The 21,588-nt window shown below is 69.1% G+C and carries 22 protein-coding genes, 1 tRNA gene and 1 pseudogene; 18 read left to right on the top strand and 6 right to left on the bottom strand.

What is annotated here, in order from left to right; translation table 11 throughout:
• Positions 1–50: 50 nt before the first annotated feature.
• Positions 51–338: pseudogene (locus tag AVR91_RS44480) on the top strand (recombinase family protein); the annotation flags it as partial.
• A 468-nt stretch (positions 339–806) separates the two neighbouring features.
• Here AVR91_RS44480 and AVR91_RS43100 read toward each other — a convergent pair.
• Positions 807–1,202, bottom strand: a complete 396-nt coding sequence (locus AVR91_RS43100) for a hypothetical protein (protein WP_158077381.1) — start codon at positions 1,200–1,202, stop codon at positions 807–809.
• Positions 1,175–1,251, bottom strand: a tRNA-Leu gene (locus tag AVR91_RS03740). The genes AVR91_RS43100 and AVR91_RS03740 overlap by 28 nt, the downstream gene beginning before the upstream one ends.
• A gap of 173 nt (positions 1,252–1,424) precedes the next feature.
• On the opposite strand from AVR91_RS03740, the gene AVR91_RS03745 reads away from it, so the two are divergent.
• Genes AVR91_RS03745 through AVR91_RS03755 form a run of 3 tightly spaced genes read left to right on the top strand, consistent with a single transcriptional unit; the run spans position 1,425 to position 3,897 of the window.
• Positions 1,425–2,036, top strand: a complete 612-nt coding sequence (locus AVR91_RS03745; RefSeq protein ID WP_005157321.1) for an ANTAR domain-containing response regulator — start codon at positions 1,425–1,427, stop codon at positions 2,034–2,036.
• A gap of 60 nt (positions 2,037–2,096) precedes the next feature.
• Positions 2,097–2,465, top strand: a complete 369-nt coding sequence (locus AVR91_RS03750; RefSeq protein ID WP_063276304.1) for a hypothetical protein — start codon at positions 2,097–2,099, stop codon at positions 2,463–2,465.
• A 4-nt stretch (positions 2,466–2,469) separates the two neighbouring features.
• A complete protein-coding gene (locus tag AVR91_RS03755; protein ID WP_063276305.1) occupies positions 2,470–3,897 on the top strand; it encodes a caspase, EACC1-associated type in 1,428 nt (475 codons plus the stop codon).
• A gap of 6 nt (positions 3,898–3,903) precedes the next feature.
• Here AVR91_RS03755 and AVR91_RS03760 read toward each other — a convergent pair whose 3' ends face one another.
• Positions 3,904–4,512, bottom strand: a complete 609-nt coding sequence (locus AVR91_RS03760) for a gamma carbonic anhydrase family protein (protein ID WP_063276306.1) — start codon at positions 4,510–4,512, stop codon at positions 3,904–3,906.
• A gap of 248 nt (positions 4,513–4,760) precedes the next feature.
• Between AVR91_RS03760 and AVR91_RS03765 the strand changes: the two genes are divergently transcribed.
• Both AVR91_RS03765 and AVR91_RS03770 read left to right on the top strand, forming a co-directional pair.
• The gene (locus tag AVR91_RS03765; RefSeq protein ID WP_063276307.1) at positions 4,761–5,603 is read left to right on the top strand and encodes an alpha/beta fold hydrolase; all 843 of its coding nucleotides are present in this window, start codon (positions 4,761–4,763) and stop codon (positions 5,601–5,603) included.
• 9 nt (positions 5,604–5,612) lie between these two features.
• Entirely contained in the window at positions 5,613–6,575 is a 963-nt protein-coding gene (locus AVR91_RS03770; RefSeq protein ID WP_228709113.1) for a helix-turn-helix domain-containing protein, read from the top strand.
• 293 nt (positions 6,576–6,868) lie between these two features.
• Here the strand turns inward: AVR91_RS03770 and AVR91_RS03780 are convergent, their stop codons facing one another.
• On the bottom strand, positions 6,869–7,852 hold the full coding sequence (locus tag AVR91_RS03780) for an Lrp/AsnC family transcriptional regulator (protein WP_063276308.1): 984 nt from the start codon (positions 7,850–7,852) through the stop codon (positions 6,869–6,871).
• Between the two features lie 158 nt (positions 7,853–8,010).
• Between AVR91_RS03780 and AVR91_RS03785 the strand changes: the two genes are divergently transcribed.
• The 5 genes from AVR91_RS03785 (at position 8,011) to AVR91_RS03805 (ending at position 13,020) form a co-directional block, all read left to right on the top strand.
• Entirely contained in the window at positions 8,011–9,519 is a 1,509-nt protein-coding gene (locus AVR91_RS03785; protein ID WP_063276309.1) for an AbgT family transporter, read from the top strand.
• Between the two features lie 51 nt (positions 9,520–9,570).
• A complete protein-coding gene (locus tag AVR91_RS03790; protein WP_063276310.1) occupies positions 9,571–10,665 on the top strand; it encodes a M20 family metallopeptidase in 1,095 nt (364 codons plus the stop codon).
• A gap of 84 nt (positions 10,666–10,749) precedes the next feature.
• Positions 10,750–11,670, top strand: a complete 921-nt coding sequence (locus AVR91_RS03795) for a universal stress protein (RefSeq protein ID WP_063823199.1) — start codon at positions 10,750–10,752, stop codon at positions 11,668–11,670.
• Positions 11,671–11,788: 118 nt separating this feature from the next.
• Entirely contained in the window at positions 11,789–12,724 is a 936-nt protein-coding gene (locus AVR91_RS03800) for a glycoside hydrolase family 43 protein (RefSeq protein WP_063276311.1), read from the top strand.
• Between the two features lie 62 nt (positions 12,725–12,786).
• Positions 12,787–13,020, top strand: coding sequence for a DUF6480 family protein (locus tag AVR91_RS03805; RefSeq protein WP_063276312.1), 234 nt, complete (start codon positions 12,787–12,789; stop codon positions 13,018–13,020).
• A gap of 104 nt (positions 13,021–13,124) precedes the next feature.
• Here the strand turns inward: AVR91_RS03805 and AVR91_RS03810 are convergent, their stop codons facing one another.
• Positions 13,125–14,183, bottom strand: a complete 1,059-nt coding sequence (locus AVR91_RS03810) for a M20 family metallopeptidase (RefSeq protein ID WP_063276313.1) — start codon at positions 14,181–14,183, stop codon at positions 13,125–13,127.
• Positions 14,180–15,169 (bottom strand): LacI family DNA-binding transcriptional regulator, encoded by a 990-nt coding sequence (locus tag AVR91_RS03815; protein ID WP_063276314.1) that lies wholly within the window; start codon positions 15,167–15,169, stop codon positions 14,180–14,182. Before AVR91_RS03815 ends, AVR91_RS03810 begins: the two co-directional genes overlap by 4 nt.
• Positions 15,170–15,280: 111 nt before the next feature.
• Between AVR91_RS03815 and AVR91_RS03820 the strand changes: the two genes are divergently transcribed.
• From AVR91_RS03820 to AVR91_RS03850, 7 genes are all read left to right on the top strand, one after another.
• Positions 15,281–16,033: a glutamine amidotransferase gene (locus AVR91_RS03820; protein ID WP_063276315.1), complete on the top strand. Its 753-nt coding sequence runs from the start codon at positions 15,281–15,283 to the stop codon at positions 16,031–16,033.
• A 31-nt stretch (positions 16,034–16,064) separates the two neighbouring features.
• Complete coding sequence (locus AVR91_RS03825; protein WP_063276316.1) at positions 16,065–17,060, top strand: DMT family transporter; 996 nt, start codon at positions 16,065–16,067, stop codon at positions 17,058–17,060.
• Positions 17,053–18,087 (top strand): phosphotriesterase family protein, encoded by a 1,035-nt coding sequence (locus tag AVR91_RS03830; RefSeq protein ID WP_143253862.1) that lies wholly within the window; start codon positions 17,053–17,055, stop codon positions 18,085–18,087. Before AVR91_RS03825 ends, AVR91_RS03830 begins: the two co-directional genes overlap by 8 nt.
• Positions 18,084–19,010, top strand: coding sequence for a ribokinase (locus tag AVR91_RS03835; RefSeq protein WP_170064536.1), 927 nt, complete (start codon positions 18,084–18,086; stop codon positions 19,008–19,010). The genes AVR91_RS03830 and AVR91_RS03835 overlap by 4 nt, the downstream gene beginning before the upstream one ends.
• Positions 19,011–19,340: 330 nt before the next feature.
• Positions 19,341–19,652 carry a hypothetical protein gene (locus tag AVR91_RS03840; protein ID WP_063276318.1) on the top strand — a complete coding sequence of 104 codons (312 nt, stop codon included), beginning with the start codon at positions 19,341–19,343 and terminating at the stop codon, positions 19,650–19,652.
• Positions 19,653–19,666: 14 nt separating this feature from the next.
• A complete protein-coding gene (locus tag AVR91_RS03845) occupies positions 19,667–20,914 on the top strand; it encodes a nucleotide sugar dehydrogenase (RefSeq protein ID WP_063276319.1) in 1,248 nt (415 codons plus the stop codon).
• 78 nt (positions 20,915–20,992) lie between these two features.
• Entirely contained in the window at positions 20,993–21,529 is a 537-nt protein-coding gene (locus tag AVR91_RS03850; protein WP_063276320.1) for an EF-hand domain-containing protein, read from the top strand.
• Positions 21,530–21,588 lie beyond the last annotated feature (59 nt).

Below are 21,588 nucleotides of genomic sequence, written 5' to 3' on the forward strand. Positions count from 1 at the left end.
CGAAGACACGGCTCGAGCCCGATGGTTTGCGCGGCGAGACGGTCACGCAGATGGCGCTGTGGCGGTATTACGAAGGAGTCGGCTGTGACACGATCGCGGACCGGCTCAACGAGGATCTCGTCAAGTATCCGCCTCCCGTACCTCCTGGAGGGCGGCGGGCTCGCGGAGCGTGGAGCCGCTCCAGCGTCTACGGCATACTGCGGAACCCCAAGTACACGGGCTACCAGGTCTTCAACCGGCGAGCGACCCGATCCCGCCGAGGGAAGGTCAACGACCCCATCAAGTGGGTTTGGTCGCCGGCTCCCGCACACGAGCCGCTGATTCCGAAGTGGATGTACGACGCGATCAGCGCCGGTTGGAAGGGGAAGCAGGGTTCTCGCGATGCGGAGATCCCGAATACGAACCCAGCTGTCAAGAAGACCTACCGGTTCCGCGGGCACCTGTTCCACTCCTGTGGGCGGCGGATGGTCGGTGAGTCACGTCATGGACGGCCGTACTATCTCTGCAGGCCCAGCAACAACAACCGCGGCCGTTCTGATCGGTTCATCGAGCACGAAAAGGCCCTCTACCTGCGTGAGGACGCCTTGCTCGAGGCCGTCGCGAAATTCTTCGCCGAGCGAGTCTTCGGACCGGACCGAAGGTCGATCCTGGAGGCAGACCTGGCCGGTACCGACGATCGTGCGGAATCCGAGCGGGACTCCGGACGTCAGCGGGCCTTGCGAAGGCTCGCCGAGATCGCCAAACAGCAGGCGTCGATCCTCAAACAGGCACAGCAGGGGGATCCGGATGACCCGTTCACGATGGCTTTACGAGGCAGTTACAACGAACTGGCCGCCGAGGAGAAGCGCCTCCGAGTGAAGATCGCGGAACTGGATGAAACGGATGAGGCGGATAAAGGGCGGCGCGTCACCAGTGATGAGCTGTCCTTGATCGACGCGCTGCCTCACCTGGCGATGCATCTGGCCGCGGCGCCGGAGCGATACCTGAAGGCGCTCTTCGAGGCCGTCCAGCTCGCGATCGTGATCCACGACGACGGCGAACATGCGACAATGACGATCAAGCTCCCAGCAGACCAGCTGCCCGAGATCGCTCAGGCGGCGGAGAGGATCACCGAGCCCATGAATCCCCAAGAAGTCCCAGCCCAGCGGGCGGGATCTGCTCGTGGGGTAGTTGTTGGTGCCCCCGGTGAGATTCGAACTCACACTGGACGGGTTTTGAATCCGTTGCCTCTGCCAGTTGGGCTACGGGGGCGGTGCCCGGTGAACTTTACGGGATCACGGGAGTGCTCCTTCCGCCGGGCCCGGGAGTGTGACGACCGTCTGACGTGGTGAACGCCATCTAGCCGTCTGGATCGTTCCCGGTAGGCTTCAGGTTCGCGGACGGACCGCGAGCCGAACTGCCCGACGACCTTCAGGAGGACCCCGGTGACCGAGCAGGCTGCCGAGGCCAATGGTGCCGTCGCCGCACCCCAGCGGCGGGTGCTCGTGGCCGAAGACGAGGCCCTCATCCGTCTGGACCTCGTCGAGATGCTCCGCGAAGAGGGCTACGAGGTGGTCGGTGAGGCCGGGGACGGCGAGCAGGCCATCAACCTGGCCACCGAGTTGAAGCCCGACCTGGTGATCCTCGACGTCAAGATGCCGAAGCTCGATGGTATCGAGGCCGCTTCCAAGATCACCGGCGACCGGATCGCGCCGGTCGTCATCCTGACCGCGTTCAGCCAGCGCGACCTCGTCGAGCGGGCCAGGGACGCGGGCACGATGGCGTATCTGGTCAAGCCGTTCGCCAAACGCGACCTGGTGCCCGCCATCGAGCTGGCCGTGAGCCGGTTCGCCGAGCTGCAGGCGCTGGAATCCGAGGTCGCGGGCCTGACGGACCGGCTCGAGACGCGCAAGGTCATCGACCGTGCCAAGGGGCTGTTGATGAGCCGCCAGGGGCTCACCGAGCCGGACGCGTTCCGGTGGATACAGCGCACCGCGATGGACCGCCGGACGACGATGAAGGCGGTCGCCGAGGCCGTCGTCGAGAGCATCGGCTGACGAAGCCCGCGAGAGAACGCCGGCGACTACCCTGCACGGATAACCGGACGAGGGGGGCGCATGACGACGTTGCTGGTGCGGGTGTCGGGGGACGAGGAGCTGGACGCGGAGACGCGCAGGCTCCGGAGGGCCTTGCTGGAGCTGGACGTCCAGGACGTCCGCCTGCCCGAGGTCGTCGCACCCGACGGCGCGAAGGGCGCCGGAACCGACATCGGGGCGATGGTCGTCAGCCTGGGTGGCTCCGCGGTGCTGACCGCGCTGGTCACCGGGGTCTGCCAGGTGTTGCGGACCTGGGTGACCCGTGACAAGGACCGGCGCGTGGTGATCGAGGTCGGTGACCACAAGCTGGAGCTGACCGGAGGGAACGCCGAACAGCAGGCGCGCGCGATCGAAGCCTTCACGAAAACGCTGGAGCTGGAAGCGGACTGACGACATGGGCGTCCGCGACGCGCTTCTGATCGCCACCGGCACGTACAGCAACGGGCGGCTCGCCGGGCTGCGCTCGCCTGCCGCGGACGTCGTCGAGCTCGCCGGCGTGCTGGCCGATCCCGCGATCGGCTGGTTCGAGACCCGGCAGGTCGTCGACGCGCCGGCCCATCAGGCGATGCGCGCCATCGAGAGGTTCTTCCGCAACCGCGGCACCGACGATCTGCTGGTCCTGCACATCTCTTGCCACGGCGTGAAAGACGACGACGGCCTCCTGTACTTCGCTTGTGCGGACACGGATCCGGATCTGCTCGCGTCCACGTCGGTCCCGGCGGAGTTCCTGCACGCCCAGATGGGCCGGTGCCGCGCGAAGTCGATCGTGTTGTTGCTCGACTGCTGTTTCAGCGGGGCGTTCGTACCGGGGATGAAGGCGACCGCCGGAGTCGACGCGAAAGAACAGCTGTCCGGCTACGGACGCGCGGTGTTGATGGCCACCGGCCGCACGGAGTACGCGTGGGAGGGGAGCCGGCTCCGGGAGCTGGATCCGGAGCCTTCACGGTTCACCGAGGCCATCGTCCACGGTCTGCGTACCGGGGAAGCGGATCGCGACGGCGATGGCAGGGTGGCGGTGGACGAGCTGTACGAGCATGTCTACGAGCGCCTGCGGGAATCGGGGGCCAAGCAGACACCGCAATGGTCATCGGAACTGGTGCACCGCGTGTATCTGGCGAATCGCGCGATTTCGCTGCAGCCGGAGCGGGCGCCGAAATCCCGGACCCGCCCGCAGCGCCGTGCTCGCCGCGGACAGGACGTGTTGATCATGGTCGACGTCCCGCTGCGGGACGCGGTTCTGGGCGCCGTCGATACGGTGCAGGTCGAGACCCCGGTGACGTGCGAAGAATGTCTGGGGCTCGGCACCGCCGCGGATTCCGTCGTCGAGCGGTGTGCCGGATGCGGCGGGGACGGCCTCCGGGACGGGGAGGACTGCGGGACCTGCGACGGATTCGGGACGCTGATCCACGATCCCTGTCAGGTCTGTGCCGGCGACGGCCGGGTCCGCATGCGGAGGGGGCTGACGGTCAAGATCCCGCCTGGGGTGGCGACCGGTATGCGCATCCGGCTGTCCGAGCAGGGTGAAGTCGGGCTTGGTGGCGGACCTGCCGGTGATCTCTATGTCGAGATCAACCAACTGCCCGACGACCGGTTCGAACGGCGTGACACGGATTTGCACTGCACGACCAGGATCCCGGTCGCGATCGCGCGGAAGGGCGGGATCATCGACCTGGACACGTTCGACGGCACCAGAAAGGTCCGTATACCGCACGGGGTGAAGCGCGGCAGCCTCGTCCGGCTCGCCGGGCTCGGGGTTCCGCTGCTCCGCGCGTCCGGGAAGGTGGAGGACCGGGGCGACCTGATGGTCACCCTCGACTGGTGATCCGGCTCAACGCGCCGGGGGATCTTCGAGAATCCGGTCGTCCTGGTGCGCGCCGTAGAACCGGGCTTGTCGCGACATGATCTCGCGCATCGTGGTCTCTCGCGGGACGCCGTACACGACCTCCGGGAATTCCAAGGTGCGTTGGAGTTCCCAGAGTTCGTCGTGCCGGTCCGGGGAGAAGAGCGTGGCCGGGTTCCCGGCGGCGATCCAGCCGATGGGGAGCACCGCGCCTGGTTCCAGCCGGGAAGCGACGTGCAGCACGCTGTTGATCCGCAGCTCGGCGCCGGTGCCGGCGACCGAGCCGGGGAACAGCGACGCGCCGGTCGCCACGAACACCTCATCCTCGATGGTGGCGCCGTTGACGTGGGAGTGCGGACCGATCAGCACGGCGTCGCCGACGGTCACGGGATGCCGGGCGCGGCCGCGGATCAGCGCGTGCTCCATGATGACGACGTCCGACCCGACGCGTATTTCCCCGTCTTCCGCGGAGAGCACGGCACCGTGCAGGACCCGGGCGCGCTCGCCGAGAACCACCGCGCCGCTCAGCACCGCGGACGGCGCGACGTACGCCGATTCGGGAACCACGGGGCGTCGTCCTCGATGTTCGATCAGCATGGCCCCACGCTATCCGCGATCACGGTGTCGGTGATGTGGAAACCCCGACACCTCCCGTCGAGGCGTGGGTTTCCCGGACCTGGCCCGGCTCGAACGGGCCGCCACCCCCACCATGCGACGGGCAGGACGCACCCTTACCGGGTAGATGCGCCTTGGGCAGGCTCATCGTGATGATAGGCAGGAGCCACTGCGGCCATTCGACGACATTCGTCCAAGACCGGTGGCACGCGACCGTGCACCATCCTCGTATGAGTGAGAACGGTGTCGAGCATTCGCAGCGGATACACGTGGTGCGCGACGGTCCACGGGAGGCGCCGCCGCTGTTGCTCATCCACGGATCGGGGGCGTCGGGTGCCTTGTGGAGCCCGGTGGTCCCGGCCTTGGCCTGCCACCATCACGTCATCCGGGTCGATCTCCCGGGCTGTGGCCAATCCCCGCCTTCACCGCCTTACGACGTGCCCGCCCAGGCGAGCCGGGTGGCGGCGGTACTCGACGAACTAGGCCTCGGCGACGTCGCCGTCGTCGGGCACTCCAGCGGCGGCTACGTCGCCACGGCCCTCGCGGAACAGCGCCCCGGCCTGGTGCGCTCGGTCGCGCTGATCAGCTGCGGCCCGCATCCGAGCGCGCTGCTGCCCCAGCCGTTGATCCTCCGCATCCTGCTGAGCCCGCCGTTCGGCCCGCTGATCTGGCCGAGACGTTCGGATGCCTTGATTCGCAAGGGAATCGGGGCGACGGCCGCTCGCCCGGTGGAGGTACCCGACGAGGCGGTCGCCGATCTCAAACACATCTCCTATGGCACGTTCAGGACGATCTTGCGCCGCAACACCGAGTACATCGCCGAGCGCGGCGTGCCCGAGCGGCTCGCCGGCCTCGGCGTTCCGGTGCTGGCGGTCTTCGGTGGTGCCGACCCTCGCTGGGACCCGTCGTCGGCGCGCCGGTACGAGGCAGTGCCCGGCGCCCGGATCGAAATGCTGCCCGGCGTCGGACACCTTCCGATGTTCGAGGCGCCTGAGGCGATCAGCGAGCTGTTGCTGAGCTGGACGTCGCGGGAGCGGACGGCGAACACCCCGCCCACGGTCCCCGATCACTAGACTGGTCGTGTGCTGCCGACTGGAACACCGCCGGACTGGGAAGCGGTGGACATCGCGGTTCCGCGCCGGTCGAACCGGCTGCCGGGCGTCAGCATGGCCGGGTTCCGCCAGCGTTTCCCCGCCCCCGTGGACATCGCCATGGTCGCGCATCCCATGGTCACCGTGCTCATCGACCTGAGCGAGGGTGAAGGCATCGTCTCCGAGAGCCGCGGCCGTCGCGAGCGGGGCAGTGTCGTCATCGGGCTCATGCCCGGCGAGCTACGGGCGGGCGGCCGCGTGGGCGAATGTCTCCAGATCCGGCTGGAACCGGACGTGGCGGCCGCGGTGCTCGACGCGTCACCCGATCTCAACGGGACGATGGCGCCCCTGGCGGACGTCTGGGGCCGCGACGCCGGGCGGCTCGAAGACCGGTTACGGGCCACCGCGTCATGGGACGAACGGTTCGGGATCGCGGCCGAGGCCGTGGGCCGGCGGATACGCGTCCGCACGCCGGTCGAACCGGAAGTCGCCCACAGCTGGCGGCGGACGCTCACGAGCCGAGGGCGGATACAGGTCGACAGCCTGGCGGACGAGGTCGGCTGGGACCGCAAGCGCCTGTGGTCCCGCTTCCGGTCGCAGCTCGGAATCAGCCCCAAACGCGCCATCCGGCTGGTGCGGTTCGACAACGCCGCCCACCTCCTCGCCGCTGGTCACGCCGCCGCGGGCGTCGCCGCCGAGTGCGGCTACGCCGACCAATCCCACCTGAACCGTGAGGTCAAGGCGTTCACCGGGAACACGCCCTCGGCCGTGGCCGTGGCGCCGTGGCTCGCCATCGACGATGTCGCGTGGCCCGCGTCATCACCGGACCGGCCGGCGGTCGCCGACGCTCTCCGTGCTGGACGGCCAGGTCTGGATCAGCCATCGCTCGTGTCGATGGTCGAGATCCGGGAAGTCGGCGTTCACCGTAGGAGTGCCGGCACGGAAGGCGCGTAGCCGGAAAGGGCCGGGGACAGGGAGTTCGATGACGACGTCCGACGGCGAGCCGGTGACGGAGCCGAGGACGACGCGCCCGGTGTCCACCGTGAACGATCCTTCGAAACGATCTCCGTGAGGAGACGTGGGCAGGGCGGGTTCTGTCGCCCAGAGCTCGAATTCCACCACGACGTCCGCCATTTCACCCAAGGTGAAGAACCGGCATCCTCCGTGGCCGCAGACGGCGATGGCCCCGCGACTCCGTGGGGAAAGGTTCGTTGGCCGGGCTTCGGCCGATCGGCGGGCCGCTGGTCTCAGGTGTGGTCCGGGGCGAATCGGCCGTCTTCCCGGTACAGCCAATACCGGCGCAGCATGCGCAGCACCACGGAGACCTGCAGTGCGGTGATCCCGGGTAACGGCGCGAGATCCCTGGTGAGGAAGTCGGCCATTTCGTCCTCGTTCCGGAAGACGCCCTGATGGATGACCGAAGCGGTGCCGGCGACGATCGACACGTACCGCGCCGACGGATGCCGCGCCAGTTCCCCGGCCACGGCCTGGATGGCGCCCGGGGTGATGGTCAGCGCGATGACCGCTTCCAGTTCGTAGCCGAGCTGCGCGGGTTCCACCTCGACGCGGGGCCGGACGAGGCCGCGCCGCAACGTCGACTGGATCAGCCGGTAGGCGGTGGACTGGCTGAGGCCGAGGCTCCGGCCCGCTTCGGCCGCGGTGATCCGCCCGTTCCCGGCCAGCAGCGCGATGAGCCGTCGCTCGTCCGGGCCCACTTCGTCGGCGTCGAAGCCGTCCGGGACGATCTGTTCGCGGGACAAGATCCTTTGCTGGTCTTCGCTGAGCCGGTGCAGTCGCCAGGAGTCGGCCCTGGTCGGCGCCCGCAACACCAGCTCCGAATGGGTTCCCGCCACGCCGGGCACGCCGGGGATGCGCTCGGCGAGCAGTTCGCGCGCCTCGGCCCGGTCCGGCACGTGCACGGCGAGGTAGACGTCCGACCGGCCCGCCGTCTCCGCCGCGAGCTGGACCTCGGGAAACCGCGCGAGCGCCTTCGCCGCCGACCCGGACGCGCCCGGTTCGGTCGTGACCCAGACGTGCCGCGGGTTCCCGCGAGCCCTCGCCGTCCACTCGACCTGGCCGATCACCCGGAGAATCCGCTGTTCCTCGAGCCGGATCAGCCGCCGTCCCACCGTGCTCGCGGAGACGTCGAGCGCTTCGGCGAGTGTGGCGACCGAGGCGCGCGGGGCGATCTGGAGTGCCGCGATCAGGTCGAGGTCGGGTTCGGTCAGCATCTGCTGAATGTATCAGTCATATGGAGATCTCACCTGACTGATTCGTGCAGAATTCGAATCGAGTTGCACTATTCGGTCGCTTGAGTTTGTAATGAGCCTCCGATCAGGAAGGAGCCGCGCCGGTGAGTTCCAGCCAGGCCAGAACAACCTCACGTCCGATGAATCTCCTGCTGCGCGCGCTCGACGGCGTCGAGCGGCTCGGCAACAAGCTGCCGCATCCGTTCTGGCTGTTCGTCATCCTGAGCGGAGTGCTGGCACTGGCCAGCTGGGGGCTCAGTGCGGCCGGGGTGTCGGCGGTGAACCCGGCGACGGGCAAGACGGTCGAGGCGAAGAACCTGTTGTCCGCCGACGGCGTGCGGATGATGGTGACCGACGCGGTCAAGAGCTACACGTCGTTCCCGCCGCTCGGCACGATCCTCGTGGTGATGCTCGGCGTGGCGGTCGCCGAGCGGTCCGGTCTGCTGGCGGCCGTGCTCCGCTCCGGTGTTTCGAAGGTTTCGCCGCGGTGGGTGACCTTCGCGCTGGCGTTCACCGGAATGGTCTCCCACGTCGCGTCCGACGCGGCCTATGTGGTGCTGATCCCGTTGGGGGCCTTGGCTTTCCGTGCGGTGGGGCGGAGCCCGATCCTGGGTATCGTGGTCGCGTTCGTGTCCATCTCCGCCGGATACGACGCGAGCCCGCTGATCACGCCGACCGATGCCATCCTCTCCGGGCTGACCACGGCGGCGGCGCAGACGATCGATCCGGCCTATTCGGTCACCCCGCTGGCCAACTACTTCTTCTCGCTCGCCTCGTCGGTCGTGCTGGCCGCCGTGATCACGCTCGTGACCGAGAAGGTCCTCGCGCGGCGGGCCGAGGAGATGCCCGTCGACGCCGACGCCGAGGAGGACGATCTCGGTTCGCTGAAGCTCAGCCGTGAGGAACGACGGGGCCTGCTCGCCGCGCTGATCGCGCTGGCCGTCTTCGTGGTCGCCCTGGTGCTGGCGGTGCTGCCCGCGTCGTCGCCGTTGCGCGGCAAGGGCGGAAGCATCATCGAGTCCCCGTTGCTGACCTCCATCTCGATCTTCCTCGCGCTCGGCTTCCTGGCCGCGGGCTGGGCCTACGGCAAGGTCGCCGGGACGGTGACCAGCAGCCGTGACATCCCAGGGTTCATGGCGCACGGTTTCCGCGAGATGGCGCCGATCCTGGTGCTGTTCTTCGCCATTTCCCAGTTCCTCGCCTACTTCAAATGGACCGGAATCGGTGAGATCACCGCGATCAACGGCGCCGGTCTGCTCAAATCCGCCGGGGTCTCCGGGCCGGTCATCATGCTGGGCATCCTCGTCGTGGTGACCCTGGTGAACCTGATCGTCACCAGCGGTTCCGCCCAGTGGGCGCTGATCGGCCCGGTGTTCGTGCCGATGCTGATGCTGCTGGACATCCCGCCGGAGACGACGCAGGCGCTGTACCGCATCGCGGACTCGTGCACGAACGCGATCACCCCGATGAGCCCGTATTTCGTGATGGCGCTGGGTTTCCTGCAGCGCTACCGGCGCTCGGCGGGGATCGGCACGCTGTTCTCGATGACGGTCCCGCTCTCGTTCGCCCTGCTCGTGGTGTGGACGTTGCTGTTCTTCGTGTTCTGGGTGTTCGGCATCCCGCTCGGCCCCGGTGCCCCCGTTCGCTAGGAAGGGATTCTCTTGTCACACACGGATTGGTCCCGGCAGGCACTGCCCGCCATGCTCGACGATCTGCGGAGCATCGTCGAGCTGGAGACGCACAGCTACGACAAGCCGATGCTGGACAAAGGCCTCGACACCATCCGGGCGTGGGTCTTCGACCGGCTCGGCGCACCCGATACCGAGGCCCGGCACACCGACACGGTCCGGGGCGACGTGCTCGAACTGGGCTATGAGGGGACGGCGCCGGGCACGGTTCTGCTGCTGAGCCACTACGACACCGTCTGGCCGACGGGCACGCTCGCCGGGTGGCCGTACACCGACGAGGACGGCCGCGTCACCGGTCCGGGCGCGTTCGACATGAAACTCGGCCTGGTGCAATCGGTCTGGGCCCTGCGCGGACTCCGCGAACTCGGCCTGCCGCATCCGTCGGTCAGGTTCCTCTTCAACGGCGACGAGGAGATCGGCAGCCCCCACTCACGCCCGTACATCGAAGCGGCCAGTGACGGCGCGCTGGCCACCCTCGTCTTCGAGGCGTCGCTGGACGGCAAGCTGAAGACCGCGCGCAAGGGGGTCGGCCTGTTCGACGTGACCGCCACCGGTGTCGAGGCGCACGCCGGCCTGGACCCGTATGCGGGAGCGAGCGCGATCCACGCCCTCGCCGGGATCGTCGGGCAGGTGGCGGCCGCGGGCTCGCGTGAACTCGGGACCACGGTCAACGTCGGCACCATCTCCGGCGGCACCGGCCGGAACGTCACCGCGGGCGGCGCCGGCTGCGGCGTCGACGTCCGGGTCGCCGAACCGTCCGAAATGGACCGGATCGACAAGGTGTTCGCCGGGCTGGAAGCCGCCGATCCCCGCGTGACCATCTCGGTCGAAGGGGAGTGGAACCGGCCGCCGATGACCCCGAACGACCCGTCCCGGGCGCTGTTCGCGACCGCGCGGAAGGTGGCCGCCGAAGCGGGCTGGGAGCTGGAGGAGACCGCGGTGGGAGGGGCGAGCGACGGCAACTTCGTATCCGCGCTGGGCCGCCCGGTGCTCGACGGCCTCGGTGCCGTCGGAGGCGGAGCGCACGCACGCGACGAACACATCCTCGTGAAGCACATCCCGGAACGGACGGCGCTGGTGATCGGGCTGATCGCGGCACTCACCTGACGAGGGGGCGATCCGAGGTTTCGGTGACCGCCCGGCGTGGTAGCCCACAAGGTGTCAAGGCCCGCGCGGTTGGGGAGTGACACCATGACCGTTCCGATGGACAAGGGAGCCGTCGTCGCAGGCTATGACGGCTCCGAAGAAGCGCGGAAGGCCGTGCGCTGGGCGGCGGAGGAAGCCGCTGCCCGCGGCCACGGACTGGTCATCGCCCATGTCGTCGGGTTCCCGCCCGTGCCCGAAGCGCTCCCGGGTGGCGGGGCCTGGCCGCGACCGGGGTTCCTCGAAGCAGGCCAGGAAACAGCGCAACGGCACGCCGAGGCCATGCTCGGCGACATCGCGCGGGAATGCCGCCGGGCGTGGCCGGAGCTGACCGTTTCGACGCGGCTGTTGTCCGGCCGCGCGCCCGACGAGCTGGCCCGTGCCGCGGAGGACGCGGATCTGCTGGTGATCGGGTCGTCGGGGCTCACCGCGCTGCCCAGGCTCCTGGTCGGCTCGACGGCCAACGAACTCCTGCACGGCTACCACCGGCCCATCGTGGTCGTGCGTGCCGGCGACGAACCGGCGGTGGACGGCGACCGGAAGGTCGTGGTCGGCGTCGACGGATCCGAGACCAGCAAAGAGGCCATCGGGTTCGCCTACGACTTCGCCGACCGGCACGACCGCGCGCTGGTGGCCATGCACGTCTGGTCCGATCTCCCGCTCGAAGCGATGGCGGTGACTCCCACCGAGCACGACAGGGAGCTCATCGAGGAGCGCGGAAAGCCCGTGCTCGACGAAGCACTGGCCGGATATCGGGAACGGTATCCGGACGTCCCCGTCCAGCGCGTGATCGCGGTCGACCGGCCCGCTCACGCGCTGGCGGAGCAGGCCGAGGGCGCCGCGTTGCTCGTCGTCGGCAGTCACGGACGCGGGCCGCTACGCCGTGCACTGCTGGGCTCGGTCAGCCGCGCCATGGTCCACCACGCGCCGTGCCCGGTCGCCGTGGTCCGGCACCACAAGACAGCGTGACTACCCGGAGAAGCGCGGTTGAATCCCGCAGGACCGGGTGAACGACCAAATCCACGCTTCCCGGTGGCAAGGCCCGGGTGACGCTGCCGATCGCGTCGTCCCGTCCACAGAATCGGTCATGAAGTTCCTGCGCCGCCTCGTGACCCTCGCCGTGGCCCTGACCCTCATCTCCTCGCCGCCCGCCTTCGCGATCGGCACGCCGCAGCTGCTCATCGGACAGGACTTCCCGGATCCCGACATCGTCAAGACCGACTCCGGCTACTTCGCCTTCTCCACGAGCACCGGTGCGGTGAAAGTGCCCTACGCGCACGCTCCGGCGGCGGAAGGTCCGTGGCGGGTGGGCGGCGACGCCCTCGCGGCCGTACCGAAGTGGGCGAAACCCGACGGCGGCTTCTGGGCTCCCGACGTGACCAGGCTTTCCGACGGTACGTTCGTGCTCTACTTCTCCGCGGCGGTGGCTCCCGGCGGGGAGATGTGCATCGGCGTCGCGACCGCCGCGAAGGTCGAAGGGCCGTACACGCCTGCCGGGGACGGTCCGCTGATCTGTGTCCCCGGCGACGGCGGCGACATCGACCCGCAGACCTTCGTGGACTCGGACGGCACGCGCTACTTGCTCTACAAGAGCGACGGCGCGGCGGTCGGGCCCCCGGCCGCGATCTGGTCCCAGAAACTGCGCGCCGACGGACGGACACCGGACGGCCCGCGGATCGAGCTCCTGCGCGCCGACCTCGCGTCGGAGAACGCCGTCGTCGAGGCGCCGTCGGTGGTGAAGACGCCGAGCCGGTACGTGCTGTTCTACTCGGCCGACACCTTCCAGAGTTCCGGCTACCACACCGGATATGCCACCGCGCTCTCGCTGAGCGGGCCGTTCGTCAAAGCGGGCACGCCGTTCCTGTCCACCGATCTGCTCGGCGGCAAGGTCGACGCGCCGGGCGGCGCGGACGTCGTGGACGGACACATCCACTTCCACGGCTGGCTCGGAGGTGGCCGCACCGCCCGCGGGATGTACCAGCTGCCCATCGGATTCCCGAACGACGTTCCTCAGCTCGGCTGAAAGGGTTTCGTCGCCGTCGTTCGGGTATCCGAGGGGGAAGACCGACCGAAGGAGCACCGGCGATGACAGCCCAGCCGCCCGACCCGGAACCCGAGAAGACCCGCCGCGAACCGGGAGGCGGTGTCACGCCGGGCGACACGCCGCCCGACTCGGCACAGACGTCCGGACTCTCGCATCCGCAACCGATGCCGTCCAAGGCGATGCCGGTCGCGTGGCTGGTCCTCATCGGCGTGATCGTGGTCTTGGCGAGCGGGTTCGTCGTCGCGCTGGCGTTGGGGTGGCTCAAGCTGGGCTGAGCACGCTCGGCCGCTGCCGGGAGGTTGCGAAAGCCACTTTCGCAACCTTCAACGTTGCGAAAGTGGCTTTCGCAACCCTGCGCGCCGACGCGGTCGGGAACCGCTCAGCGCGCGGCGGCCAAGACCAGTTCGAGATAGTCGCGCGAAGCCTGCCGCCACGATTCCAGTTCCAGCTTTTCGTTCGCCGCGTGCATCTCGCCGGGATCGCCCGGGCCCCAGATCACGATCGGCGCGCCGCCGACGGACCCAGCCAAAGCCGAGGCGTCCGTGAAGTAAGTGGCCGCGGGTGCGGGAGTCTGGCCGGAGAGCAACTCCGGCAGACGCGGCGTCCGGACGGCGGGCAGGTCGAGATCCACCTCCGCGGTGATGGCCGGATCGAGCGAGGAAGCCCAGCCGATCACCGGCGCTCCACCGTCCACAGTGCGCACATCCAGGGTCAGAACCGCCGACGCGGGCACGATGTTCGTCGCGGTCCCGCCCTCGAAGGTGCCGACGTTGACGGTTTCCTCGCCCAGGTAGTCGTCGGCCGCCAACGGCAGGGAATCGAGCGCCCCGAGGGCCCGGTCGGCGAGCAACCGGATCGCGTTGCGGCCGAGCCGGGGCGTGGAGCCGTGGGCCGCCTTCCCTTGCGCGGCGAGCCGCAGCCAGGTGGCTCCGCGGTGCCCGAGCGAGACGCGGTTCCGGGTCGCCTCCGGCACCACGACGATCCGCGGCGTCAGCTCCAGCGAGGCCGACGCCTCGGCCGCGCCCCGGCAGCCGATCTCTTCGTCGCTGGTGATGAGGACCTGCGCCGGCGCACCGGCTTCCGCGGCGTTGCGCAACGCGGAGAGTGCGGCGACCAGCCCGCCCTTCATGTCGACGCTGCCGCGGCCGTGCAGGAACTCCTCGTCGACGTCCGCGGAGAAGGGGGCGCGGTCCCACAGCGCGGGGGAGCCGACGGGGACGGTGTCGATATGGCACACGAACAACGGTCCGTCGCCGGGTTCGGTGCCGACCAGCACCCAGGGGCGCCCGGCGGTGGAGCGTCGCAGCACGCGGACGCCTGGAGCGGCGGTGGCGTAGGAGACGGCCAGTTCCTGCGCGGCGGCCTGCGCGGCGCTGTCGCCGGAGGTGGTGTCCTGGCACACCAGACCGCGCAGCAGCGCGAGGGTTTCGTCGGTCATGCGGGGTACTCCTGGGTCGATTCGCGGACGACGAGCCGCATGGAGAGCACGTGGTCGGCGGGTTCGCGGCCGGCCGCGAGACGGGTGATCTCGTCGACCGCCTTGCGGGCCATCTGTTCCGTCGGCTGCGCGACGGTGGTCAGCCGCGGCGACGTCCACTCGCCGAGGGTGATCCCGTCGCAGCCGATCACCGAAAGGTCTCCCGGCACCGAGATCCCGGCGCGGCGGGCCGCTTCGAGCAGGCCGACCGCGGCGATGTCGCTGGCGGTGAACACGGCTGTCGGCGTCGCGCCGGTCCGCGCCATATGCGCGAAGAAGTTCATGCCGAACGCCGAGCTGAAGGCGCCGCGCACGATCATCGCTTCGTCCGCCGCGATCCCGTGCGACTTCAGCGCGGCCCGGTAGCCCGCCTCGCGCTGGTCGGCCGTGCGCAGCCCGGCCGGTCCGCCGACGTGGGCGATCCGCCGGTGGCCCTGGGAGAGCAGGTGGGTGGTCGCCTGGTAGGCGCCGCCGAAGCTGTTCGCGGTGACGTGCGCGATCCGCGGTCCGGCCGCTTCGACGTACTCGTCGAGGAAGACCACCGGGAAATCGCCTGCCAGGCGGCTGGTGAAGGCTTCGTTGGTGGTGTTCATTCCCAGGTAGATCAGCCCGCCCACGTCCTGCACGCGCATCAGGCGCTCGACGGCGGCGCGCTCCCGTGACGGCGAAGAGCCGGTGAGCGCGGTGAGCACGTCGACGCCGTCCGTCGCGGCGGCGTCGACCACGGCGTCCGCCAGCGTGGAGAAGTACGGGTTGTCCAGCGACGGGACCACCAGGCCGAGGCTGAGGCCGGTCACCTGTTTCCGCACGGGCGGATGCCCTTCGGCCGACAGCGCGGCGTCGATGCGCCGGGCCGTCTCGGAGGCGACGTTGAGCTCCCCCTTGACGTACCTCGACACCGTCGACACGGCCACTCCGGCCTCTCGGGCCACCTTCGCCAGCGACATCCGGCTCCTCCCCGTTGAGCGTTGACGGCGACTGCGACCGCATCTTATATTGGCGCCGTTGCGCTATGTTGCGCAACATACGCTAAGGCTTTTAGCTCGAAGGAGTCGTCGATGGTCAAGGTCCTGCTAGCCGGGGAGTCGTGGGTCAGTGCGACCATCGATCACAAGGGATACGACCCGTTCGCGCACACCCAGGTGGAGATCGGGTGCGAGCGGCTGCTGGCGGCGCTGGCGGCGGAAGGGGTCGAGGTGACTCATCTGCGTTCGCACGACGTGGCCGAGAAGTTCCCGCAGACGCTGGAAGAGCTCGACGCCTACGACGTCGTCCTGCTCTCCGACATCGGCGCCAACACGCTGCTGCTGCACCCGGACACGTTCACCCGCGGCCGTCCGACGCCGAACCGGCTCAAGCTGCTGCGCGAATGGGTCACGAACGGCGGCGGCCTGATGATGGCAGGCGGCTACCTGAGCTTCCAGGGTTTCGAGGGCAAGGCCAACTACCACCGGACGCCGATCGAGGAGATCCTCCCGGTCGACATCGACCCGTACGACGACCGCGTCGAGACGCCGGAGGGCGTGCGTGCCCAGGTCGTGCGGCCAGGGCACCCGGTGGTCTCCGGCCTCGACCAGGAGTGGCCGATCCTGCTGGGCTACCAGCACACCACGCTGAAGCCGGACGCGGAGCTGCTCGCCACCGTCGAAGGCGACGTCATGCTGGCCGCGCGCCAGGTCGGCCGCGGCCGGACCCTCGCGTTCACCTCGGACATCTCCCCGCACTGGGCTCCGGAGGAGTTCATGGCCTGGAACGGCTACGGCAAGCTCTTCGCGCAGGCGATGAGCTGGCTCGCCGGACGCGAAAACTGAGCCGCGCGCACTCGGGATCAAGGAGGATTCGATGAGTACGTCACCCACCGGCCGCGCGGCTTCGGTCGTCGTCCTGACGATCGCGACCGTCTTCGCCGGAATGCTCGGCCCCTTGCAGTCGCTCGTCAACGGACACCTCGGCACCGCGCTCGCCGACGGGCACGCCGCCGCGCTGGTGTCCTTCGGCACCGGCCTGGTGCTGATGCTGATCCTCGTGCTGGCACGCACCCGGACGCGCGACGCGTTCTTCCGGCTGCCCGGTCAGCTGATGCGCGGGGAGATCCCGCGGTGGAACTTCTTCGCCGGCCTGTGCGGCGCGGTGATCGTGCTCTCCGAGGGGGTCACGGTGGGCTTCCTCGGGGTGGCGATCTTCCAGACGTCGCTGATCTCCGGCATGGTCATCTCCGGTGTGGTGTGCGACCGCCTCGGCATCGGCGTCCCGTTCAAGCAGGCGATGAGCGCGCCGCGCGTGGCCGGGGCGATCCTGGCCATCTGCGCCACGGTGCTGGTGGTCTCCCCGAACTGGTCGGCACCGCACATGATCGCGCTGGCGATCATGCCGTTCGTCGGTGGCCTGCTCGCCGGCTGGCAGCCCGCGGGCAACTCCGAGGTCGGCCTGCTGTCCGGCTCGATGTTCGTTTCCATCACCTGGAACTTCCTCATCGGCTTCGTGGCGCTCGGGCTCGTGTACGTGGTGCGGATGGCGGTTTCGGGCGCCCACTTCACGTTGCCGGGCACCTGGTGGATGTACTTCGGCGGGCCGCTCGGCCTGATGTCGATCGCGTTGATGGCCTTGCTGGTGCGCGGGCTGGGACTTCTGTTGCTGGGGCTGGCTTCCACGGCCGGTCAGCTCATCGGGTCGCTGCTGCTCGAACTCGTCGCCCCCGCGGCGGGGTCCAGCCTGCACCTGGTCACCGTCATCGGTGCGGTCGTGGCACTGGCGGCCGCGGCGATCGCGATGATCCCGTCCCGGCACACGGCCGAACCGGCGGTCCTCGCCCAGCCCGCCGAGGTGCGCCGTGGCTGAGGTGCGCGGTGTTCTCGGCCCGGTCGCCGCGGCGGACCTCGGGCTGGTGCTGCCGCACGAGCACCTCTTCAACGATCTGTCCTCCGCGGTCGCCGAACCCTCGTACGCCTCCACGCGGCCGCTCGCCGAGGCGGAAGTGGGGCCGGGGTGGCAGTTCCTGCTCCGCCAGGATCCCTACTGTTGCGCCGACAACGTGGCGGCGAAGGACCGGGCGAGCGTCGTGCGCGAGGTGACCGCCTTCGCCGCGGCGGGCGGCGGCACGCTGGTCGACGCGACGGGCAGCGCCGCGATCGGCCGGGATCCGCTCGCCCTGGCGGCGGTGGCCGAGGCCACCGGGGTCACCGTCGTCATGGGCACCGGTGCGTACCTGGAGAAGTTCGAGGGGGAGCGCATCACCGCGGTCACCGTCGACGCGCAGACCGAGCGCATCCTCGCCGAACTGGACGAGGGTGTCGGCGAGACGGGGATCCGGGCCGGTGTCATCGGCGAGGTCGGTGTCTCGCCGTTCTTCACCGACGGGGAGCGGGCCTCCTTGCGGGCCGCGGCACTCGCGCAGGCGGAGCGGCCCTCCGTGGGGCTGAACATCCACATGCCGGGCTGGCAGCGCCGCGGGCACGAGGTGCTCGACCTCGTGCTGGAGGAATGCGGTGCGCTGCCGGGCAAAGTCGCGCTCGCGCACAGCGATCCGTCCGGTGAGGACCCGGGCTACCAGCGTGAGCTTCTCGAACGCGGCGTGCTGCTGGAGTTCGACATGATCGGCCTCGACATCTCGTTTCCCGGCGAAGGGGTCGCCCCGACGGTCTCCCAGACCGCACGCGCCGTGGCGAGGTGGGTGCACGAGGGCTTCGGCGACCAGATCATGCTGTCGCACGACCTGTTCCTCAAGCAGATGTGGACGCACAACGGCGGGAACGGGCTCGTGTTCGTGCCGACGATCTTCGCCGATCTGCTCGAAGCCGAAGGCGTGCCCGCCGAGGCCGTGGCCCGGCTGATGCGAGACGTCCCGGCCCGGTGGCTGACCGCATGAGCCGCGCGATTGCGGTGGTCGCGTCGCTCAACGTCGATCACATCGTCCACGCGCCGCGCATCCCGGAGCCGGGGGAGACCCTGATGGGGTTTTCGACGAGCCGGGAGCTGGGCGGGAAGGGCGGCAACCAAGCGGTCGCCGCCGCCCGGCTCGGCGCGGAAGTGGCCGTGATCGGCTGCGTCGGCCAGGACGAGGACGGCGACGAATACCTCGAAGCCCTGCTCGCCGAGGGCGCCGACGTGACCAACGTGCGTAGATCCGCGCTGCCCACCGGCCGCGCGGCGATCACCGTCGACGCGGAGGGCGTCAACTCGATCGTCGTGGTGTCCGGGGCGAACGCCGACATCCCGGCGGCCGCGGCCGAAGCGGCGATCAGCGGACTGCCTGGGCTTCGGGTGGTCGCGGGCCAGCTGGAGGCGGCCGCCGAAGCGACGGAACGCGCTTTCGCGGCCGCTCGCTCCCGTGGCGCGCTGACCGTGCTCAACACCGCTCCCGCCGGGGAGGCGGCCGAAAAACTGCTGCCGCTCAGCGATGTGGTGGTGGCGAACGAAATCGAGTTCCGGCAGCTCACCGGTCAGGATCCGTTCGACGGCAACGGTTTGCGGCGCGGGGGTGCCGAACTGTCCGCCGTGGGATGCCGGTGGGTGATCGTGACGCTGGGGGCCGCGGGCTGTGCCGTCCTCGACGCGTCGTCGTCCACGCATGTCCCGGCCGTCGCGGTACGGGCGGTGGACACCACCGCCGCGGGGGATTCGTTCGTCGGAGCACTCGCCGCCCGGCTCGCGGAAATCCCCGGTGAGCCGACGACCGCGGATGTGGTGGCGGCTTGCGGTTTCGCGGCGAAAGTGGCCGCGGTCGTGGTGACACGGCACGGAGCGCATCCTTCGCTGCCGACTTCGGCCGAGGTCGCCGGATTCTCTTGAGGGATAAGGCCGCAGACGTCGCGAAAGCCACTTTCCCAACCTTCAACGTTGCGAAAGTGGCTTTCGCAACGCATCACGTTCGACATACCCCCTCAACGTGCGAGAAGCGGAGTAGTCCCGGTTCGTCCTGACGACCATCCGCGCCACTCCTTCATGTGAACCGCCCGTTCTCGAACATCACACAGGGAGCGCTTGACGCCACCATCCGGATGACCCTGTCCGAGCGGCCGCAACCTGCGCGCGTGAAGATCCGCCGTGAGCAAAAGTTTGACACGGAGTGACTGTTAGCGTGCGGAGAGAAGTCGTGATCTTGGATGTGGGAGGCATGCGATGAACCGTCTTGTCGCCGCGGTGTTGAGCGCGGCATCCGTGGGAGCACTGCTGATCGTGCCGAGTCCGCCTGCTCTGGCGGCGGCGGGCGAGGTGGTGGTCTTTTCAACCGAATTCCAGCGCCTGGACAACTACCGGAATCCCGAAGGTTGTAACAAACTTCCTGTCGCCGCACACGTTCTGCTCAACCTGAGTTCGTCGGAAGTGGTCGTCCACGCGGATCCGCTCTGCCTGACACCGGGCATGGTGGTCGGCCAGGGGTTCGGCTCCCATGTCACACCGGGCAGCGGCTCCTTCTCGGTCAACCGTTGATCGAGAAGGTTCACGTGTCCATCGACGTTGTCGTGGTGGGAGTCGGCTACGTCGGGCTACCGCTGGCGGAAGCCGTCGCCGGGGCGGGGTTGTCGGTGATCGGATACGACACTTCGCCCCTGGTGGCCGCCGAGATCGCCGCGGGCAGGCCACATGTGCCCGACGTGTCCGCGAGCCGGTTACGGGCCATGCGCGCGAACGGCTTCACGGTGACGACCGACCCCGAAGTCCTCGGTGGCGCGGAGACGATCGTGCTGTGCGTGCCGACCGGGTTGACCACGGCGGGCGGACCGGATCTGGCCGCCGTGCGCCGCGCGGTGGAGACGGTCTCCGAACGTCTGGCGCCGGGCATGCTGGTGATCGTCGAGTCGACGAGCTTTCCGGGCACCACCGACGAGATCGTCCGGCCGATCCTGGAAAAGCACGGTCTGACGGCGGGAACCGATTTCTCGCTCGCCTATTCGCCCGAGCGGGTCGACCCCGGGAACACGCGGTTCGGCATCAGGAACACGCCGAAGGTGATCAGCGGGCACACCCCGTCCTGCGCGAAACGTTGTGCGGAGTTCTACGAGCGTTTCGTCGACACGGTGGTGATCGCGCGCGGCACCAGGGAAGCGGAGATGGCCAAGCTGCTGGAGAACACCTACCGGTACGTGAACATCGCGCTGGTCAACGAGATCGCCATCTTCTGCGACCGGATCGGCGTCGATGTCTGGGACGTGATGCACTGCGCGGCGACCAAACCGTTCGGCTTCACACCGTTCGCGCCGGGGCCGGGTGTCGGCGGGCACTGCATCCCGGTCGACCCCAAGTACCTGCTGGACAAGGCCGAGCGGGAAGGTGCCCTGCTCGGCGTGGTGCACGCCGCCCGGCTCGTGGACGACCGGATGCCGGAGCACGTGGTCGAACGCGTCACCCGGCTGCTCGCCGAACACGGAAAGCCGTTACGTGGCGCGAAAGTTCTGCTGCTCGGTGTGTCGTACAAGGCGGACGTGCCGGATACTCGCGAGTCCGCCGCGATCCGGATCGCTCTTCGGTTGCGAGGGCTCGGGGCGGACCTGTCCTACCACGATCCGGTGGCGGAGACCGTCCCCGAACTGGGGCCGCCGGTGGCCGATCTCGACGCGACGTTGCGCACCGCGGATGTCGCCGTCCTGCTGGTGGCGCATCGCGCCTACGACCACGGCCGCCTGGCCTCGACGGCCAGGTTGCTGTTCGACGTGACGGGACGGGTTCCCGGGAAGGAGGTCGTCCGGCTCTGAACGTTCTGCCTGGTCGAGAGCAGGGCAGGCACGCGTACCGCAATTCTTCCGATCTTTCGCGAAAAGGAGAGTGCACGAATGACCACGGCGATCAAGAACGACCGGCTCAAGAAGCGTTTCGAGAAGTGGGACGTCAACGGCAACGGCAGGATCGAGAAGTCCGACTTCGAGGCCGAGGCCAAGCGGATCATCAGTGCGTTCGGTGAGGACCAGACCTCGCCACAGGCGCGCGCGGTGCAGGACTCGTTCGTGACGATGTTCGAGTTCCTGGCGGACAAGGCGGGCGTCGGCCCGAACGGCTCGCTGAACGAGCAGCAGTTCACCCAGGTGATCGAAGCGCAGATCTTCCAGGAAGGCGACGCGGGATTCGCCAGGGTGGTCCGCCCGACCATTTCCGCGATCGTCGGCCTGTGCGACACCGACGGCGATGGCGAGGTCGACCAGCGGGAGTTCGCGAAGTGGTTGAAAGCCATCGGTGTCGAAGCTTCGGCCGTGGGCCCGGCGTTCCAGGCCATCGACGTGAACGGAAACGGGAAGCTGACCGTCGACGAACTCGTGCACGCGGTTCGCGACTACCACCTCGGAAAGAGTGACGTGCCGCTGCTGGGCAAGTGACCGCGCGGTGGTGAGTGGCTCGCCCGCGCCGGGGAGCCACTCACCACCGGCCCCCCGCA

Origin of the sequence: Amycolatopsis keratiniphila subsp. keratiniphila, from assembly GCF_001620365.2 — a bacterium.
Classification (GTDB): Bacteria; Actinomycetota; Actinomycetes; order Mycobacteriales; family Pseudonocardiaceae; genus Amycolatopsis; species Amycolatopsis keratiniphila.

What these genes read in the sequence shown, in the direction of transcription:
- AVR91_RS03750 (WP_063276304.1), top strand. Translation starts at nt 2,097, where the DNA reads ATGACGACGTTGCTGGTGCGGGTGTCGGGGGACGAGGAGCTGGACGCG.
- AVR91_RS03755 (WP_063276305.1), top strand. Translation starts at nt 2,470, where the DNA reads ATGGGCGTCCGCGACGCGCTTCTGATCGCCACCGGCACGTACAGCAAC.
- AVR91_RS03760 (WP_063276306.1), bottom strand. Translation starts at nt 4,512, where the DNA reads ATGCTGATCGAACATCGAGGACGACGCCCCGTGGTTCCCGAATCGGCG.
- AVR91_RS03765 (WP_063276307.1), top strand. Translation starts at nt 4,761, where the DNA reads ATGAGTGAGAACGGTGTCGAGCATTCGCAGCGGATACACGTGGTGCGC.
- AVR91_RS03780 (WP_063276308.1), bottom strand. Translation starts at nt 7,852, where the DNA reads ATGCTGACCGAACCCGACCTCGACCTGATCGCGGCACTCCAGATCGCC.
- AVR91_RS03785 (WP_063276309.1), top strand. Translation starts at nt 8,011, where the DNA reads ATGAATCTCCTGCTGCGCGCGCTCGACGGCGTCGAGCGGCTCGGCAAC.
- AVR91_RS03790 (WP_063276310.1), top strand. Translation starts at nt 9,571, where the DNA reads ATGCTCGACGATCTGCGGAGCATCGTCGAGCTGGAGACGCACAGCTAC.
- AVR91_RS03795 (WP_063823199.1), top strand. Translation starts at nt 10,750, where the DNA reads ATGACCGTTCCGATGGACAAGGGAGCCGTCGTCGCAGGCTATGACGGC.
- AVR91_RS03800 (WP_063276311.1), top strand. Translation starts at nt 11,789, where the DNA reads ATGAAGTTCCTGCGCCGCCTCGTGACCCTCGCCGTGGCCCTGACCCTC.
- AVR91_RS03805 (WP_063276312.1), top strand. Translation starts at nt 12,787, where the DNA reads ATGACAGCCCAGCCGCCCGACCCGGAACCCGAGAAGACCCGCCGCGAA.
- AVR91_RS03810 (WP_063276313.1), bottom strand. Translation starts at nt 14,183, where the DNA reads ATGACCGACGAAACCCTCGCGCTGCTGCGCGGTCTGGTGTGCCAGGAC.
- AVR91_RS03815 (WP_063276314.1), bottom strand. Translation starts at nt 15,169, where the DNA reads ATGTCGCTGGCGAAGGTGGCCCGAGAGGCCGGAGTGGCCGTGTCGACG.
- AVR91_RS03820 (WP_063276315.1), top strand. Translation starts at nt 15,281, where the DNA reads ATGGTCAAGGTCCTGCTAGCCGGGGAGTCGTGGGTCAGTGCGACCATC.
- AVR91_RS03825 (WP_063276316.1), top strand. Translation starts at nt 16,065, where the DNA reads ATGAGTACGTCACCCACCGGCCGCGCGGCTTCGGTCGTCGTCCTGACG.
- AVR91_RS03835 (WP_170064536.1), top strand. Translation starts at nt 18,084, where the DNA reads ATGAGCCGCGCGATTGCGGTGGTCGCGTCGCTCAACGTCGATCACATC.
- AVR91_RS03840 (WP_063276318.1), top strand. Translation starts at nt 19,341, where the DNA reads ATGAACCGTCTTGTCGCCGCGGTGTTGAGCGCGGCATCCGTGGGAGCA.
- AVR91_RS03850 (WP_063276320.1), top strand. Translation starts at nt 20,993, where the DNA reads ATGACCACGGCGATCAAGAACGACCGGCTCAAGAAGCGTTTCGAGAAG.